Origin of the sequence: Helicobacter brantae (assembly GCF_003364205.1) — a bacterium.
Lineage (GTDB): Bacteria > Campylobacterota > Campylobacteria > Campylobacterales > Helicobacteraceae > Helicobacter_G > Helicobacter_G brantae.
Genome location: NZ_NXLV01000011.1, coordinates 1 through 17,754 on the forward strand (window position 1 = coordinate 1; position 17,754 = coordinate 17,754).

General features: G+C 40.3%; 14 protein-coding genes. 7 read left to right on the top strand and 7 right to left on the bottom strand.

Annotated features, from left to right (window positions below):
* Window positions 1–384: 384 nt before the first annotated feature.
* The 5 genes from uvrA to CQA58_RS05960 all read left to right on the top strand — a co-directional run bounded on the left by uvrA (window position 385) and on the right by CQA58_RS05960 (window position 5,752).
* Entirely contained in the window at window positions 385–3,189 is a 2,805-nt protein-coding gene (gene uvrA, locus CQA58_RS05940) for an excinuclease ABC subunit UvrA (RefSeq protein ID WP_115569810.1), read from the top strand.
* Complete coding sequence (locus CQA58_RS05945) at window positions 3,183–3,749, top strand: tetratricopeptide repeat protein (RefSeq protein ID WP_115569811.1); 567 nt, start codon at window positions 3,183–3,185, stop codon at window positions 3,747–3,749. Before uvrA ends, CQA58_RS05945 begins: the two co-directional genes overlap by 7 nt.
* A gap of 190 nt (window positions 3,750–3,939) precedes the next feature.
* Window positions 3,940–4,758 carry an outer membrane beta-barrel protein gene (locus CQA58_RS05950; RefSeq protein WP_115569812.1) on the top strand — a complete coding sequence of 273 codons (819 nt, stop codon included), beginning with the start codon at window positions 3,940–3,942 and terminating at the stop codon, window positions 4,756–4,758.
* A gap of 126 nt (window positions 4,759–4,884) precedes the next feature.
* The gene (locus CQA58_RS05955) at window positions 4,885–5,082 is read left to right on the top strand and encodes a hypothetical protein (protein ID WP_115569813.1); all 198 of its coding nucleotides are present in this window, start codon (window positions 4,885–4,887) and stop codon (window positions 5,080–5,082) included.
* Between the two features lie 142 nt (window positions 5,083–5,224).
* The gene (locus CQA58_RS05960) at window positions 5,225–5,752 is read left to right on the top strand and encodes an outer membrane beta-barrel protein (RefSeq protein WP_115569814.1); all 528 of its coding nucleotides are present in this window, start codon (window positions 5,225–5,227) and stop codon (window positions 5,750–5,752) included.
* Here the strand turns inward: CQA58_RS05960 and CQA58_RS05965 are convergent.
* On the bottom strand, window positions 5,749–8,943 hold the full coding sequence (locus CQA58_RS05965; RefSeq protein WP_115569815.1) for an autotransporter outer membrane beta-barrel domain-containing protein: 3,195 nt from the start codon (window positions 8,941–8,943) through the stop codon (window positions 5,749–5,751). The two genes, CQA58_RS05960 and CQA58_RS05965, sit on opposite strands and share 4 nt — an antisense overlap.
* A gap of 119 nt (window positions 8,944–9,062) precedes the next feature.
* On the opposite strand from CQA58_RS05965, the gene CQA58_RS05970 reads away from it, so the two are divergent.
* Together CQA58_RS05970 and xseA are read left to right on the top strand one after the other, a co-directional pair.
* Window positions 9,063–10,232 carry a pyridoxal phosphate-dependent aminotransferase gene (locus CQA58_RS05970; RefSeq protein WP_115569816.1) on the top strand — a complete coding sequence of 390 codons (1,170 nt, stop codon included), beginning with the start codon at window positions 9,063–9,065 and terminating at the stop codon, window positions 10,230–10,232.
* Complete coding sequence (gene xseA, locus CQA58_RS05975; protein ID WP_115569817.1) at window positions 10,232–11,464, top strand: exodeoxyribonuclease VII large subunit; 1,233 nt, start codon at window positions 10,232–10,234, stop codon at window positions 11,462–11,464. The genes CQA58_RS05970 and xseA overlap by 1 nt, the downstream gene beginning before the upstream one ends.
* Here the strand turns inward: xseA and CQA58_RS05980 are convergent.
* The 6 genes from CQA58_RS05980 to CQA58_RS06005 are packed head-to-tail and all read right to left on the bottom strand — an operon-like array spanning window position 11,450 to window position 17,720.
* A complete protein-coding gene (locus CQA58_RS05980) occupies window positions 11,450–12,298 on the bottom strand; it encodes an ankyrin repeat domain-containing protein (protein WP_115569818.1) in 849 nt (282 codons plus the stop codon). The two genes, xseA and CQA58_RS05980, sit on opposite strands and share 15 nt — an antisense overlap.
* A gap of 9 nt (window positions 12,299–12,307) precedes the next feature.
* Window positions 12,308–12,790 carry an HIT family protein gene (locus CQA58_RS05985; protein ID WP_115569819.1) on the bottom strand — a complete coding sequence of 161 codons (483 nt, stop codon included), beginning with the start codon at window positions 12,788–12,790 and terminating at the stop codon, window positions 12,308–12,310.
* A gap of 8 nt (window positions 12,791–12,798) precedes the next feature.
* The gene (locus tag CQA58_RS05990) at window positions 12,799–14,259 is read right to left on the bottom strand and encodes a Mur ligase family protein (protein ID WP_245942786.1); all 1,461 of its coding nucleotides are present in this window, start codon (window positions 14,257–14,259) and stop codon (window positions 12,799–12,801) included.
* Entirely contained in the window at window positions 14,256–15,005 is a 750-nt protein-coding gene (locus tag CQA58_RS05995) for an alpha/beta fold hydrolase (RefSeq protein WP_342767785.1), read from the bottom strand. The genes CQA58_RS05990 and CQA58_RS05995 overlap by 4 nt, the downstream gene beginning before the upstream one ends.
* Window positions 14,971–16,005, bottom strand: coding sequence for a D-alanine--D-alanine ligase (locus tag CQA58_RS06000; RefSeq protein ID WP_115569821.1), 1,035 nt, complete (start codon window positions 16,003–16,005; stop codon window positions 14,971–14,973). Before CQA58_RS06000 ends, CQA58_RS05995 begins: the two co-directional genes overlap by 35 nt.
* Before the next feature lie 8 nt (window positions 16,006–16,013).
* Window positions 16,014–17,720, bottom strand: coding sequence for a pyruvate carboxylase subunit B (locus CQA58_RS06005; protein ID WP_115569822.1), 1,707 nt, complete (start codon window positions 17,718–17,720; stop codon window positions 16,014–16,016).
* Between the last annotated feature and the right edge of the window lie 34 nt (window positions 17,721–17,754).

Consider the following 17,754-nt stretch of genomic DNA (forward strand, 5'->3'; position numbering starts at 1 on the left):
CTCTCACAAATCTTTTAAGAGGATAGAAAATCTCTTTATCTAGCTCTCTCATCAAAAAAATCTATCCATAGATAGATAGTAGTCTTGCTGATACCTCTAGTTTCTAGAGGTATCACAGAGCCTACTCCTTTGTTGAGAATTTTGATTTTTAAGGCTCTGTTTTTGTTTTTTTCTCATTTTTGAGTGGGCTTTGCCCCACTCTAGCAAAGATTTGCTGATACTTCTTTAGCTTAATCAAGGAAGTATCACAGAGTTTTTCCCCTAGCCTATTGCAAGAGGGTATAAAAGCCCTCTTAACCCACTCGCTCAAAAACTTCTAATACCTTTATTTGTGAGTTTTAATCTATAATCACAGATTTAATCCCCAATCTTTTGGAGCAATAAATGACAGAATACATCACAATCACAGGTGCGAAAGAAAACAATCTCAAAAATATCAACCTCACTCTTCCCAAAAACAAACTAATCGTCTTCACAGGACTTAGTGGAAGTGGCAAAAGCACCCTAGCATTTGACACCCTCTATGCTGAAGGACAAAGACGCTATATCGAATCCCTCTCAAGCTATGCAAGACAATTCTTGGATAAAGTGGGCAAACCCAATGTCGATAAGATTGAGGGGCTAACCCCTGCGATTGCGATCGATCAAAAAACCACTTCCAAAAACCCTCGCTCCACCGTGGGGACGATTACAGAAATTTATGACTATTTAAGACTTTTGTATGCAAGGGTGGGCAAACAGCATTGTCATCTCTGTGGCAAACCTATCTCTCATATGATACAAACTGATATTATCAATCAAGTGCTATCTCTCCCCCAAGAGAGCAAACTTATCATTCTCTCCCCTATCATCAAAGAAAAAAAAGGAAGCTTTGCTGATAAGCTTGAATCTTTACGCCAAAAGGGATATGTAAGAGCCTATATCGATGGGGTAATGGTGCGACTTGATGAAGAGATTACACTAAGCAAAACCAAAAAACACACAATCAAAGTCGTGATTGATAGAGTGGTTTTAAATGAAGAAAACCACACAAGAATCGCTCAAGGAGTAGAAAAAGCCCTTAAAGAATCTTATGGGGAAGTCGAGCTTGAAATCTTGGGAGAAGAAGGCTCTAAATTTTTGCATTACTCTGAGCATTTTGCTTGTTTTGATTGCAAGGTGAGTTTTGAGCCACTAGAACCTCTAAGCTTCTCATTCAACTCTCCAAAAGGAGCGTGTGAGGATTGTGGGGGATTGGGAATGAAATACAGCATTGATATCAAAAAGATTCTCAATCGCTCTCTTCCCCTCAATCAAGGAGCAATCAAATTCATCTTTGGCTTCAATCGTGGGTATTACAATCTTCTTTTTGAAGGGTTTTGTGAGGCCAATAAAATCGATATGAAAAAATGCTTTGATGAGCTTGAGTCTGTGGAGCAAAACGCCCTGCTTTATGGCAATAGTGTAGAAGTGGAGCTAAACTGGAGAGGAAGCAAACTCAAACGCCCTTGGCAAGGGATTATGCAAATTGCCTATGATTTATTCAAAGATGAAAAAGATTTGGCTGATTTTATGAGCGAGAAGACTTGCCCAAGCTGTCAAGGACATAGGCTAAAGCCCCAATCTTTGGCTGTCAAAGTCGCTGATAAGGGGATCGCTGAAGTGCTAGATATGCCCTTGCAAGAGTGCTATGAGTTTTTTGCAAATGAAGATAATTTCTCCTATCTCACAGCCCAAGAGCACCTTATCGCCTCTCCTATCTTCAAAGAGATTAGAGAGCGATTGTTTTTTCTCTATGATGTGGGGCTTGGATACCTCACACTTGGAAGAGATGCAAGGACGATTAGTGGAGGGGAAAGTCAGAGGATTAGAATCGCCTCTCAAATCGGAAGTGGTTTGACAGGAGTGATGTATGTGTTAGATGAGCCAAGTATCGGACTTCACGAGAGGGATACCCTCAAACTCATTCGCACCCTAAGAAGTTTGCAAGAGAAAGGCAACACCGTGATTGTGGTAGAGCACGACAAAGAAACAATTTTGCAAGCAGACTTCATCGTGGATATTGGTCCAAGAGCAGGGGTAAATGGAGGAGAAGTGATTTTCTCAGGAAGTGTGAAAGAACTTTTGAAGCAAAACACCCTTACAGCCCAATATATCAATGGAGAGAAGCAAATTTTCTATCCTCACAACAGACCTCAAGAAAAATTTATCGAGATTCAAAATGTCAATATCAACAACATTAAAAACCTCAATGTCAAAATCCCACTTTCAAACTTTGTGTGTATCACAGGAGTGAGTGGAAGTGGAAAAAGCTCTTTGATCCTCCAAACCCTCCTCCCAGTGGCTCAAGAACTCCTCAACCATAGCAAAAAGATTCAAAAATGCGATGGGGTGAGTATCATCGGATTAGAGCAACTTGATAAAGTCATCTACCTAGATCAAAGCCCTATTGGGCGAACTCCACGCTCCAATCCTGCCACCTATACAGGGGTAATGGACGATATAAGGGCACTCTTTGCTGAAGTGAAAGAGGCTAAGATTCGAGGCTACAATGTAGGGAGATTTAGCTTCAATGTCAAAGGTGGGCGATGTGAGAAGTGTCAAGGCGAGGGAGAGATAAAAATCGAAATGCACTTCTTGCCTGATGTAATGGTAAAGTGTGATAGCTGTAATGGTAGCCGATACAACTCCCAAACGCTTGAAATCCTCTACAAAGACAAGTCAATCGCTGATGTTCTCAATATGAGTGTTGATGAAGCCCTACCTTTCTTCTCCAAACTCCCCAAAATCGCCCAAAAGCTCCAAACCCTCCAAGATGTGGGGCTTGGCTATATCACACTAGGGCAAAATGCCACAACCCTTAGTGGTGGGGAAGCTCAAAGAATCAAACTTGCCAAAGAGCTTTCACGCAAAGACACAGGCAAAACGCTCTATATCCTTGATGAGCCTACGACGGGATTGCATTTTGCTGATGTGGATCGATTGACAAAAGTATTGCACCATTTAGTCAGTTTGGGGAATTCTGCGATAGTGATTGAACATAATCTTGATATGATTAAGAATGCTGATTATATCATCGACATTGGACCTGAAGGTGGAGATAAAGGAGGAAAAATCGTGGATATGGGAAGTGTAGAGCATATTGCCAAAAATGCCAAAAAAAGTGGAAGCTATACAGGAGCATTCCTAGCCAAAGAGTTGCAATGCTAAAGAGTTGTCTAGTTTTGGGGGTTTTGAGTGTCTTGCTTTTTGGAGCTGAAAGCCCAAACCCCTATATAGAGGCCTCTAAGAAAAAAAAAGATCCCCATGTAACCTCAACTCACGGCAAACCCGTCCCTCGCTATCAACTCCTCCCACCCGTAACTGCCAAAAAACCCAAGCCCAAACCAAAGCCCAAACCCAAAATCATCATCGATGAAAATGGCAAAGAAGTAGTTGTGCAAGAAGAAGAGGTCAAGCTCAGCCCTCAAGAGCTAGAGCTAAAAGAGGCAAAAATGAAATGTATTGATGATGATGGGGCGTGGTGCTGGAAGGTGGGAATCTACTATCTTGAGGGAAAAATCGTGGAGCAAGACTATGATGAAGCCCTCAAAGCTTTTGAGGCAGGATGTGCCAAAAAAAGTGGAGGAGCGTGTTATAACGCAGGATACCTCTATGAGTTTGGGCGAGGAGATATCCCCTATGATCACGCAAAAGCCCTAGATTACTTCCTCAAATCTTGCAACTATGGATATGATAGAGGGTGTGGAGCGTGGAGGGATATGAAGTAATCCCCCTACTCTTCTCTCCTCAAAAAACCAAAATCTCAAAAACCCTTCTCTGTATTCTTCAAAAAAGTGTTACAAAATGTAAAAAAATATCAAAATTGAAAAAAATTTTCAATTTTTTTCAATTTTTAAGCTTCTTTTAAGGGGGGGGGGGTAGAATGCGATTTTTCATTTTTATTACAAGGAGAAAAATATGAAAAAAGCATTAGCTTTTTTATTTGCGTGTGCTTTGGTATTTGCAGTAGATCCAGAGCTTGAAGAAGAGATTGCAGGACTTGAGGAAACAAAGGCCTCTATTGAAGAGCAACTCAAGGCAGATGATGCCAATACTGCTGTTTTGAATTTGGAGCTAGAAGCTCTTGAGGCACAGATTGAAAAACTCAAAAATGAGCCTTCAAGAGATGATTTCCGAACAGGTTGGTTTGCTGGTGCAGGTGTTGGAATCCTTAGCACAAATTGGGATTGGACTGCTGGAAGCGAAACACTTTATAAATCAAGTGATAATCTATTTACTATTGATGCACAAGGTGGTGGTATCACAATGTTTAATCGCTATTTTGGGATTCAATACTATGGAGATGTTGAAATAGGCATTCCTAGCACAAGCAGTAATTTAGATGGTATCCTTCTTGCCACTGCAACTGCAAATGTTGATTTGATTGTGAATTTTTATAATACACGAAAATTTGGAATCGGTGTATTTGCAGGTATTGGTGGAGGGACAGAAATTGTCTTTGGTGAATATAGTAGAGATTACTCTTATAACTATCAAACAGGAAATGTTGAGGTTACAAGAAATTATGCTCCATCTCGCTATGGTTGGGTTGGAAGAGCCAATGTAGGTATGAGAATGACATTTGGTAAATATGGAGTGGATTTTGTAGCAAAGATTCCCTTTACAGACTCAATCATTATGGATTCTGTGAATGCACCTACATACCTTCAAGGATCTGAGGTAAAACTCAAAGACAAAATTGCTTTTAGCGTTCGATTTGTCGCAGGACAATTCTAACCCCACTCAATAGAGGATTTTTCCTCTATTGTTAAAAAATACAAAACTTATCCTTCATCTAATTGCATTTCCATCTCTTTGTGATATAATCTTTGCCTTATCAATCTCAAAATGAAAGGAAAAAATATGAAAAGACTCGTTTTTTCATCATTGATTGCTTCTTCATATCTTTTTGCAATAGATATGACATTAGAAGAATTACAACAAGAAAACCAAAGATTGCAACTCCAAATCCAAAATGCACAAATGAAGCAACAACTTCAAAGTATGACACAAGAGAATACAACTACTCCCCCCCCCCCAACAAGTAGAAAAACACGATAAACACGAGCCTGAAAGCTCCAAAATTTCACAATCCCAAGACAAAACTCCACCTCAAGAACAATCAGAGCAAACACAAGAGGAAACTATCATTTCCAAAGATGAGTATAGAAAAGGGATTTTATGGGGAATTGGACTTGGTGGGGTGCTTTCTGAATATCAAACACCCTCTGCCATTTTTGGCTCAAGTCTTTTGAGCAATGAATCTATCTCGTTTTTCTCTCTTCAATCACAGCTTGGACAGATTTTGATGTTTAATCGATATTTTGGCTTACAACATTATGCTAATTTAGAGCTTGATTTTGGTGGAAACTCAATGTGGAGTAATATCTATGCAGATGTTACTTACAATCTTGATTTGCTACTCAACACTTACAATAGCGACTCTTTTGGAAGTGGATTGATTCTAGGTGTGGGTGCAGGACTTAAAATCTCCTCCTTCAAACTTGCATTAGAAGATCAATCCACAAAAATGGCTGATTTTATAGCCAAAGTCAATGTAGGGGCAAGACTGATTTTTGGACGCTCTTTTGCACTTGATGTCATTATGAGAATCCCCTTGCTTGAAACTCAAACAGGCTATTATCGCACTACCTCATCAGGAGATAAAGAATTTTTGAAATACAAAGACTATTTTTCTGTGGCTGTAAATCTCACACTTGGCACTTTTTAATCCAAGATGATATACTCTGCTCCTCTTGTAGATACACCACTCCCCCCAAAGCTTGGATTTGGAGGGGTTGTAATCTTCTCACCAAAGATAAATCTCACGCCTACATTGAGATTGAATACGGGTTGAATGTATCCCAAAAACTTAGAATCTGCTTCAAAATACATTCTGACTCTATCTTCAAAAATGATATTTCCCCCTACTCCTACTTTGAGATTGAACAATCCTTTGCTATTGAGGGTAACCTCATTGACAGGGCTTGAAATCAAAACATTGCCCTTGCTAAATGCTGTATATTCTCCCCCAAAAGTTGCAAAAATATCTCCAAGCACTCTAGGGCTATCAAATCGCTTCCCAAAATCCACACCTGCCCTCATCTGCAATGGAGTGGAAGAAGAGAGAGTGGAGTTGAGGGCATACCCTCCAATATGGCTAAACTCCACGCTCTGCCCTGATAGCACCCCCAATGCCACTCCCACTTCAGGCTTGAGATAGAAAAACCCTCTTTGAAAATCTTGTGTAAAAATAGGAAGTCTAAATTTTTTACCCACCTCAACTGAAGCGATGAAGCCGTGAGTGGAGAGCTTGGGAGCATTATTGACTAACTCTTCTACCCCCATAACAAACTCACTACTTGCATAAAAATACTTCAGCACGCTATCGATATAAAGTCCATTGTGAAACAAAAAAGTATCATACACACTCACCCCAAAGCTCATCGCACTGCCCTCATAAGCTTTGGAAACCCCCTCAAACTCTCCACCCCAATCTTGATAAAAACTCACATCAAATCCACCCCCTAAGAAGTTTCTCCCATAGGGGGTATAAAAGCTATAATCAGCCCCAAAAGAAAGCGTAGTATTCATCTGCTTAGAGGAGATAAACTCGCTCCCCTCCTCTCCTAGCATAATTCCATATTTAATCTTGCTCCATACATTGGTAGGGGTGGTGAGATTCCTTAAATCCCCTAAGCGTGAATGGAGATTTTCGACTTGAAAACTCCAAATTTTGTATTGTGAGGATAAAAGGGTGTTAATCACTTTGGCAGGGGTGGAGAGCGTGGGTGTGGGGAGTGTGATTGTGGGAGGTGTAGGGGGCGTGGGTGTGGGAGTTTCAGGCTCAGGCTCAGGTGTGGGTTCAGGGTCAGGTTCAGGTTCAGGTTCAGGATCTATGGGTGGTTCAGGAGTAGGCTCTACATATTCCCCCAAAATCCACTCATACCCCACGACATTATCATTTTCATCTTTTTTCTCTACCTTTGTAAGCTTAGTATCATACTCATACACTCCAAAGCTACTCTTTGCTCCCACAAACTCTCCCCCTCCATTAGTGCTAGTTTGCTCTGCGACAACAATATGCTCATCATAGAGATTGGTTTGAAGCAATGATTTATCAAGCTTGTTGAGATCCCAAAAGATTTTGATATTGTGAGTGCCTTGCAAGGTGGTAGTAGAGATTTTATCTGTGGCAATTTTCCCTCCCTTGGCATCTACTCCCCACGCAGTGCGATTGAGAATCCCATACAGAGAAAAAGTCCCACCATTTCCTGTGATGGTGTGGGCTTGTAAGAGTAGGCGATTACCCTCATTGATATTTATCAAACTTCTTGCTTGGGTTATGTCAAACCCTGATGTTGTAAAATCCACATTTGAAGCACTATTGAAAGTCAAAGTATTGACCTTGCTACTTGCTTGGATATACCAACTGGCATTGTTGCCCATTGTCATTTGGATATAATCTGTTGTATCTTGCATAATATTTCCCAAAAAAATCGCGTTATCAAGATTGACTTGGGATTTTGTAGGGGATGAGTTTGCAGATAGCTCAATGATTGCTTTTGAGGTTGAGTTTCCTTGAAGCTGAAGGGTAAAGCTTGGAGTAGAAGAGAGGGTAATATGGGAAGAAAAATTTGAGGAACTATCAATCGTGATTTGAGCTTGAGAAGCCCCACCTAGCGAAATCCTCCCCTCATAGGTAGAATTTTGTGTGAGAGAGAAGCCTGATGTGGCATTCTCAATCAAAGAAAGGCTGAAACTCCCTGTGCTTTGAGAAGAGATAGAAGTCTCAAATGCACTCCCTCCACTTGCACTCACACTTCCCTCAATCCTTGAAGCACTAGAGTTGAGTCTATATCCTGCACTGCCTCCTAGAGCGATTCTCCCATTATAAAGCGAGGTTTGATTAAGCTCTAGGCTGTGATTGCTTTGGCTATCTGCGATGATATTACCACGCCAAGTCCCACCTGTGAGGTTGGAAGTGCTTTGAGAATTGCCCAAAGCAGTCATATCTACAATGAAGCTAGAGTTGTTGATTGTGAGATTTGCTCTTGTGCTATCTGCTAGATTAAGTATGCCACTGATTTGGGATTGATTATCTGCAATGAGACTCATCTCTGAATTATTTGCCAAATCAAATACGCTATTGACTGCCCTTGCTTGAGAATCAAACTTGAAATTTGTATTTGAGCTATCCCTCAAAGCCACCCTGCCTTCAAGCAATGAGCGACTTGTGATGAAATTTGCCACTAGAGTGCCTGAAGAGAAGATGTCTCCCTTGAGGACAATATCATTATTTTTGAGATTGGGATTGACATAGATTGAGCCTTGTGATATATCAAAGATGGGTTTTAAAGCCCCTATACTCCCACTAGGAGTAAGCCTACCGACTGCACTCGATACATCAACATTGAGGGCTTTCTCAAAAGTAATTGAGCTATTTGCTCCTGCACGAAAAACAGAGAAAAGCCACTGCCTCTTTGTAATACTCACACTTGTATAAACATCAATAAGAATATTGCCACCACTATCTGCGTCAAAAAGACTCTTGGCTTGTTGAGTTCCTGAGATAAACAATGCCATTGTCCCATCTCCACTAATGTTTGTGGTTTTCCCCTTGGTGTGGTTTTTGTAAATTGTGCTTTGCAAAGCAGAACCTTGAGCATTATCCACTGCTAAAACATTGGCATTGATGACTAGATTGTGATTGCCATTGATTGTAATATCTCCACTATAAGCCCCACTATTTTTGATGAAAGCAGAATCTATTGTGAGATTGAGTGTGCTATCTTCAAAGACATTGATATTTGTAGGATTAGGCGTGGGATTCTGATTGAGTTCATACCACTGATTTGCAGTTTTTGCCTCAAGTATCCCATAGAACAATGCAAAACACAAAAGCCCTGTTTCTTTTTTCAATGCCTAATCCATTTATCCTAAATCTATTTCTAACTCTATCATTTTTACCCCATAGATTCAAATCTACTTAATCCTTGTTTTAGCTATAATCTAGCAAACACTAAAATAAGGAAAAGCAAATGCTATACTCAAATAAAATCCTCACACTTGAAGAATCCAACACTCTCGCTATCAGTGCTTTGGCTCAAAGTCTCAAAAAAGAAGGCAAAGAGATTATCAATCTCTCCACAGGAGAACCTGACTTTGACACACCACAAGCTATCAAGGAGAGTGCGATTAAGGCCATCAATGAGGGATTTAGCAAATATACAGCAGTCAGTGGGATTGCAGAGCTAAAGAGTGCGATTTGCCAAAAGCTACTAAGGGATAACTCCCTCTCCTACTCTCCTAGTGAAATCATTGTCAGCAATGGGGCTAAGCATTCGCTTTTCAATGCTTTTGGGGCTGTGCTAAATGCAGGAGATGAAGTGCTGATTCCCTCACCTTATTGGGTAAGCTATCCTGAAATTGCAAAATACAATCAAGCCACGCCTATTTTCCTCCCCACCACTCAAGAAAACAACTTCAAAATCACACCCCAACAGCTCAAAAATGCACTTACCCCTCACACCAAGCTCCTTATCCTCAACTCTCCAAGCAACCCCACAGGCTCACTCTATAGCAAAGAGGAGTTAGAAGCACTAGGGGAAGTGCTAAGGGGAAGCAATGTGTGGGTTATCAGTGATGAGATTTATGAGAAGCTTACTTATAGCGAGGGTTTTACTTCTTTGGCTTCACTCTCAGATGACTTGCTCTCTCGCACCATTACAATCAATGGCTTAAGCAAATCCACAGCAATGACAGGCTGGAGAATGGGCTATCTAGCAAGTAAAGACAAGACTCTTATTAAAGCTATTGATAATCTTCAAGGCAATAGCACAAGCAATATCAACTCTTTCACTCAAATGGCTTCAATCACTGCCCTCTCCCCTGCACTTGAGAGGGAGATTGCGATGATGAGAGAGAAGTTTAGAGAAAGAAGAGATTTTGCCTACTCTCAATGCTCTTCTATTCAAGGACTAAGCCTCAATCTCCCTGATGGAGCGTTCTATCTCTTTATCAATATTCAAGAAGCCAAAAGATTTGGTGGAGATAGTATGAGCTTCTGCAAAGCCCTATTAGAAGAGCAAGGTGTCGCACTTGTGCCGGGTGTGGCTTTTGGTGTTGATGGATATGTGAGAATGAGCTTTGCCACCTCTCTTGAAGTGCTAAAGAGAGGATTTGAGAAAATTGCAAAGTTTTTAGAGTAATGCAAAAGCCTCTAAGTGTCAATGAACTCAACCTTCAAATCAAAGGGATTTTGGAAGAAACCTTTCTTTCTGTGTATGTGGAGGGGGAGATTAGCAATCTTGTGATTCACACAAGTGGGCATATTTATTTCACACTCAAAGATGCTCAAAGCTCAATAAAATGTGTGCTTTTTAGAGGCAATGCACAATTTTTGGACTTCAAACCTCAAAATGGGCAAAAAATCATCGTTCTTGGTGGGCTAAGTGTCTATCCTCCTAGAGGGGATTATCAAATCTTATGTAAAAAACTCATCTCTAGCTCTATGGGAGATTTGTTCCAAGCCTATGAGGAGTTGAAAAGAAAGCTAGAATCCAAAGGATATTTTGGCAAAAATGCTCCACTCCCACCCTTTCCCAAAACAATCGCTCTAGTTACCTCTAGCACAGGGGCAGCTCTGCAAGATATGCTAAGAGTGGCTTCCAAACGCTGGAAGCTTAGCAAACTCAAAGTCATCAATACTTTGGTGCAAGGGGAGAATGCCAAAGAATCTATCGCTCAAAATATCGCTTATGCTGATAGTTTGGGGGTGGATTTGATCATTCTGGCTCGTGGAGGTGGGAACAAAGAGGATTTGTGGGCATTCAATGAAGAAATAGTCGCTAATGCTATCTATCAAGCCAAAACCCCCATCATCTCAGCCATAGGGCATGAGAGCGATGTGCTTATTAGTGATTTTGTGGCTGATTTGAGAGCCCCTACACCTTCAGCAAGTATGGAAATGGCATTGCCCGATCAAGTAGAGTGGCTTTATAGACTCCAAGATTTAAGAGAAGCACTCTCTCAAACTTTTCTCTATCATCTCAAAGGCAAAAAACAGCTCTTGGAATTTTTGAGTGAAAAATATCAACTTGCCTCATTTGAGGGCAAACTCAATACTCAAAGCAAACAGCTTGAGGATTTAAGAAAAATGCTTCATATCAAGCTCTCTTTAATTTTGCAACACAAACAAAGCTCACTCACTCTCCCTTTGATGCTCAAAAATCTCAATCCCCTTAGCCACTTTGAAAAACTTCTGGATAATCTCCAAGAGATTTACAAACTCCAAAATCCACAAAGCAAATGCCAAAATGGCTACGCACAAATCACACAAAATGGGGAGATTAAACAGCTTGAAGAATTGAGAGAGGGAGAGGTTTTTGAGCTTAGTAATCCCAAAACCTCACTTCTAGCCCAAGTGCTACCAAAGGTTTAGTTGCACAGGCTTTTCATTATCATAGCTCTTTGCAGAGCCATCAATCATATACTCAATGGCAAGTCCATAAGTAATCGTGCTTTTTCCATTGTTTTCGATTTTGAAAGATTGATAGATTGAAGTAGGAAGCTTGATTGTCCCAATATTGGGGACTTTTGAGTTTGGAGCGATATTTTTCTCCACTGAAAGCTCTCCGACTAAATCTCCATTGAAATACACTGCAATTTGAGTCACTTTCATAAATTTCTTTGTCTTATTGGCTACTCCAATGCTTACAACACTTTTACCAAGCAAAAATGATTGAGCTGAGATAATCAAATCAGGACTATCAAAGCTTACTGAGGGCATTGATTTTTGAGAGAGGATATAGCGTGCAGGGGTATCTCCTCGCTTATTTTTGATATACATATCTGCCCCATTATCAAGCAAAAGCTTAATCATCGCAGAATTTTTATTGAGGATTGCAAGATAAAGAGGTGTATTGCCATTTGCATCTTTGGCATTGACATCAGCATCGTTGTTGATAAGAATCCTTGCAAGATTGACATCATTGACTTTTCTACCTGCAACTTTGAGAAGTGGAGTTTCCCCATAGCTCTCTGCATCTACATCAGCTCCCTTTTTTATCATCAACTCCACCACATCGCCCCACCCACTTCTACACGCATTATAAAGGGGTGTCATTCCCCTCCATCGCACATTGAGATCTGCCCCCATACTGATTCCTTTTCTCACTGCTGTGTAATCATCGCTAAAAAGATAGGCATTCCAACGATCATCAGCACCAAAAAGCACACCAAAAATCAAGAAAAAACCAAAAACTATCTTTCTCATCTTTCCTCCTTAGAAATATTTGCGTGAAAGTTCTTGTATTGTATTGAAAATTTCTTCAAAATCACACCCATAAATGCGACCCTCAGCAATTGAAGTCATAAAATTGGTATCTCTTTGAAATCTTGGAACTAAATGCCAATGCAGATGATTGGGTATCCCTGCTCCCCCTGCTTGTTTGATATTGATTCCTGTATTGATCCCCTCTGCTCCAAACTCATAGAGCATTTCAATTCCACATAAAACCTTGCCTGAGAGATGAAGCCATTCGCTCTCGCTTAAGAGATGAGGAGAATCAATGTGCTTATGAGGGATAATCATAAAATGAGCAGGATTATAAGGATAAGCATTCATCACACCATAGCAAATCTCATCTTTGTAAAACACCCACTCTTGCCCCACCTCAACACTAGAGAGATGACAGAAGATACATTCACAATCTTGTTTTTTCTCTTGCAAGTATGCACTTCTCCAAGGAGAATAAAGGTGTTGCATTTTCCCTCCTAGATATAGCTTGGGGCGTCATTGGCAAAGAGGATTAGATCTCCATCTTTAACTGAAGCCTTAAGAGTATTCTCTAGCATTCCTTTCTCTTTGAGAAGGATTTTTTTGCTTTTGTGGATATTGTCTGAGAGGATTTTGGAGTTTAGCTCTCCTGTGATGATAGCGATTTCAAAGACTTCATCTATGGCTTTGGCAAGTTCGATATTTGCCTCTTCTGTGCTTTCTACAATACCAGGGGTTACGATAATTTTGCGTCCTTGATGCTCTGAGGAGATTCTAATCGCCTCTTTCATTCCCTCAAGATTACCATTGAAGCTATCATCTAAAATCACTCTGCTATTGACATCACTTCGGTGCAATCGATGTTCTACACCATTGAGTTTTTTTACTTTTGCACTAATCTCAGCCAAACTTAGCCCCACTCTCTTTGCCATAAGGATTGCTAGGGCGATATTGTAGGCATTAAATGTGCCAAGCACAGGGGTTTGGAAAGTATGCCAATTCCCATCAATCTCTAGCTCAAAACTTGTGCCTTTTAGCGTTGCGACTACATTTCTAATCCCTTGAGGGGCTTTTTGGACTTTGTTTTGTGCGTATTGGGGGATAGGATTGCTTGATTCTGTGAATGCATATCTTAAGCGATTGCTTTGCAAGGCTTCGTATTTGGTTTCTACAATATTCTCAAAGCTTTTGAAATACTCTAGGTGCTGTTCTCCAAGTTTGCCGATGATGACATATTGGGGGTTGAGAAATTGAGTGATTTGAGCTATATCACCCTTTTGTCTAGCCCCAGCCTCCACCACATAAAACTCATTTCTCACATCAAGCTCGGTATTGATATCAGCAATGATTCCTACCAAAGTATTGACACTTCTAGGGGTAGAATGCACCATATAGCGAGTTTTGAGAATTTGGGTTAGATAGTTTTTGATACTTGTTTTGCCATAACTTGCAGTGATAAGAATGATTTTGCAATGCGACATTGAAGCGATTTTTTCAGTGGCGATTTTTTTGTAGCGATTGAGAAGAAAATATTCAAAGAGATTAGAAACCACCACAGAGAAAGCCAAAGCCACAAAATAAGAAAAATAGTTATCTCCATAAGCGATTTGCAACCCCATATCAGAGAGAATAAAAAGCAGATAAATCCCAAAAAAGCGATAGACTCGCCCTGTCCATTTGAGGCGTTTGTCTAGCTTCTTTGCCCAAAAAAAGAGCGAGGGAATGTAGGCAAATAAAAAGTAGAAATAAAAAATATTCCCCCATTCTAAGGCATTGAGCAAGATAAAAAGTGTGATAGGCAAAACAAAATAGAGTAAATGCCAACGCCATTTGTGGTGCTTGGTAAGCACTCTAAAGATACTGTAATTATACCATTGTAGATTTGTTGCAAGATAGTAGCCCAAAGTCAGCAAAAAAGCGATATTCAATCCATCAAGCAACATTTTATTCTCTATCATTCTCTCCACTCCAAAAATCTTTCCTCAATCTCTTTGCTTCTCTTGATGAAAAAGAAGTGATCGCCCTCCATTGCATAGAGTTTGCTATCTTTAAGCAGTGAAGCGATTTTCTCTCCACTGCTTAGAGGTGTGGCAGTATCCTCTTTGCCCCAAAACAGCAAGGCCTTTGAAGTGCAAGAAGAAAAATGAGAGGAAAAATCCTCATCTACAACTCTCTTAAACACCTCATACATCACCTCACTCATTCCATTGACATCTTGACTTCTTAGCATTGAGCTTGAGATTTTAAATTTTTTGAAAATCTTAGCACAGATAATCTTGATTCTCACACTTAAGGGCTTAGGACATACAATTCCTGCACTACTTAGCAAGACCAATTCTTTGGGATTAAGCAAAGTTGCCACTTTCCCCCCAAAACTATGTCCAAACACCACGCTAGGGGTAACTCCTAGCTCTTGCAAGAAAATTGAGAGGATTTGAGCATAATCTTGTGTATCAATCACTTCAGTATTGGAGCTTTTCCCAAAACCAGGGAGATCGACATAGAGATGAGTAAATCCCTCAAATCTCCCTCCAAAAGAGCCTTTCATTATCTCTTTGTTACTCCCCCATCCGTGCAAAAATAAAATATATTCTTTTGTTTGATTACCCAATATCTCATAGGCAATCTCAAAATTTTTCCCTTTGTATTTTAAAAATTTTTTTGCCAAGTTATGCTTTTCCTTTGGCTCTTTGGATTTTTCCAATATAGCGATAATCTATATTGATCATTCTTGGGCTTGGCATCATCACTTCCTCTATGGCTTTAGAGAAATCAGGGAAGAGATAGTTTGCCATTGAACCTGGGATTGGGTTAATCTCATTGAGATAGACCCTGTCTTCAATCACAAAGAAATCACATCGGATAATCGCTCCCTCAAAGCAATTTTTATAAAGCTTGACAAACGCTTCTCTTAGTGCATTTTCTAGCTCTTGGCTGATTTGGGCTTTGCAAACTTGCTCTGTGCGTGAAAAATCCAAATATTTGTTTTCAAAGTTTAAAAAATCGCTTTTTTTAGGCTCTTCAACGATAGAGAAGACAAAATCTCCCTCTAAATTGCGATAACCTGCAAGGTTGTATTCTTTTACCCCTGAGATAAATGGCTCTACAAGAATGCACTCATCATACTCAAATGCCTCATCAAGTGCGTAAGCCAAATCATTTTCACTCTCTATCACGCTCACACCAATAGAACTTCCAAGTCTTAAGGGCTTGATAATGCTAGGATATTTACCCAAACTTTTGGGAGGATTTGCAATCTCAAAAAGCTCAAAAGGCAAAACCTCTACCCCCCTATCTTTGGCATAAAGCTTTGTGAGGTGCTTATCAAAACTCACCACACAAGCCTTAGTGCGTGGAGCAATAAAAGGGATTGAGTAAAACTCTAGCATTGAAGAAATAATCCCATCTTCTCCATCTCCACCATGAATCACGCTCAAAAGCTTTCTCACACCCAAAGCCTTATCACCCAAAAAACTTGAATGATAAAAATCTCTTCCTTTGATTGTTAGTTTTTTGCACTGCTTGTATTCTCCTGAACTAAATGTGCTAGATTTCATCTTTTCTTGAGGGATAAGATAAAACTGATGTTCGCAATCCAAGAAAATAAAATGCTCTATTTTCATAATCTTGCCAAGAGAAATCGCACTTACGATACTGATCTCATGCTCATAACTCTTGCCACCAAATAAAATACTAATTGCCATACTTTCTCCTACTTCAATAAAAATAAAATTGTTTTTGGGCTTACCCCTTCTCTGCACTCCACACAAACCTCTTCAATCACGCCATCACGATCGCTTAGGATTTCATTTTCCATCTTCATCGCTTCCACAACCCCTAGCACATCTCCCTTTTTGATACTTTGTCCGATTGAGACAAACACTTTGCTTAGCACTCCACTCATTGGAGAGTAAATCGCATTTTCTAGGACTTGTGAGCTTCCCTCTTGTGTGGAGCAAGAGATTTTAACCTCTCTTTCTTCATCATCGATTTTTACCCTCACACTCTCTTGAGAGATTTCTAAAATTTCAACTTTGTAATTTTGCCCCAAAATCTCTGCATCAAAGAAATTTCCTAAATCTTTTTTACTTTCAGTTTTGATTTGAGATTTTGCCTCGCCTTTGAGGAATGCCTTTGCCACATCGCCAAAGAGGGCATAAGAGATGATATCTGTGGGGGTTTTGGCAAAGTCTTTGCTCTCCTCTCTTGCCTTCTCTAGCTCATTTTGTGGTTTTTGGGGTGCTTCTTGGTGCGAGAGCTTTTGTCTAAGATTTTCACAAATGGGTGCAGGGGTTTTGCCATAAAGTCCCAAAATGAGATTTTTTGATTCTGTGGTGAGGGTTTTATACCTTTCGTTTTGCAATACATTTAGCACTGCTTGAGTCCCTACAATTTGGCTAGTGGGCGTAACTAGAGGGATATAGCCAAAGTCTTTTCTCACTTCAATTATCTCTCTAGCCACCTCTTGCATTTTATCTAGTGCGTTTTGTTCTTTGAGCTGAGAAGCAAGGTTTGAGATCATTCCCCCTGGGATTTGAGAAAGCAAGATTTCTGTATCAACAAAATTGTAGCGCGATTCAAACTCTGAGTATTTCTCCCTCACCTCTCTTAAAAGCTTTGAGGCTACTTCCATTGGCTCTAGGCTTAGTCCTGTATCCCATTGAGTGCCTTGAAGTGTAGCTACCATTGCTTGAGTGCAGGGATGAGAAGTCCCACCACTTAGGGCTGAGTTGCTTAAATCTAGCACATCAGCTCCTGCTTCTATCGCTTTGAGCATAGAGCCAAAGGCAAAGCCTGTGGTAGCGTGGATATGCACACTCAAAGGCACTCCTAGCTCTTCTTTGATTGCTTTGACTAACTCATAGGCTTCATATGGACGCAAAAGCCCTGCCATATCTTTGATAGCTAGACTTTGGCAACCCATAGAAACTAACTCTTTGGCATAGGAGACAAAAAAGCCCAACTGATGCACAGGAGAAGTCGTGTAGCATATCGCTCCTTGAGCCTCTGCCCCATTTTTCCTCACTTCTTCAATACTAAGTTTGAGGTTTGAGCTATCATTGAGGGCATCAAAGATTCTAAAAATATTGATTCCTCCTTGAGTGCTTAGAGCGATAAACTCCTTTAGCACATCATCAGCATAATGGCGATAACCCACAAGGTTTTGTCCTCTAAGGAGCATTTGAAGTGGAGTGGTTTTAAAAATCTCTTTGAAAACCCTCAATCGCTCAAATGGATCTTCATTGAGGTATCTCAAACACGCATCATAAGTCGCCCCACCCCACACCTCAACGCTATGAAATCCGATACTTTCAAAAATCTTAGCAACCTCTAGCATATCTTGTGTGCTTACACGCGTGGCTAGGAGGGATTGCACTCCATCTCTTAGTGAATTTTCGGTGATTTTTATGCTTTTCATTCTCTTCCCTTAGATTTCATAAAAACACAATTCT